This window comes from Virgibacillus salexigens (assembly GCF_014905415.1).
GTDB lineage: Bacteria > Bacillota > Bacilli > Bacillales > Amphibacillaceae > Virgibacillus > Virgibacillus salexigens.
This window is the reverse complement of the sequence record NZ_BNEO01000099.1, coordinates 1-317: the sequence shown is the minus strand read 5'-3', so window position 1 is coordinate 317 and position 317 is coordinate 1. Positions and strand designations below refer to the sequence as shown.

Below are 317 nucleotides of genomic sequence, written 5' to 3'. Positions count from 1 at the left end.
AGAGGTTGACTTATTTTCAGCACCGTACTTATTTAATAGTTATGAACATTGGTTACGTGTCGTTGATGGTGAAGTTGGCCAGCAAATGGGGAAGATCATTAATGAAAAGTCAAACAACGCCTTTAAACTATTAGGCTATTGGACGGCAGGAGTAAGGCATTTCTACGGAAAAAAACCATTAGAATCAGTGGATGATTTGAAAGGGGTTTCTTTACGGACGCAGACATCCGGAGTGATCGGTGACGTCTCGGAAGCTACGGGTGCCATTCCATCATCCATCTCTTGGGGAGAGCTGTATCATGGATTACAGCAAGATG

The 317-nt window shown here is 43.2% G+C and carries 1 protein-coding gene; it reads left to right on the top strand.

What is annotated here, in order from left to right; genetic code table 11:
- The coding region (gene dctP / locus JKP73_RS22410; protein ID WP_200412009.1) for a TRAP transporter substrate-binding protein DctP at positions 1-317 on the top strand (317 nt) is incomplete at both ends.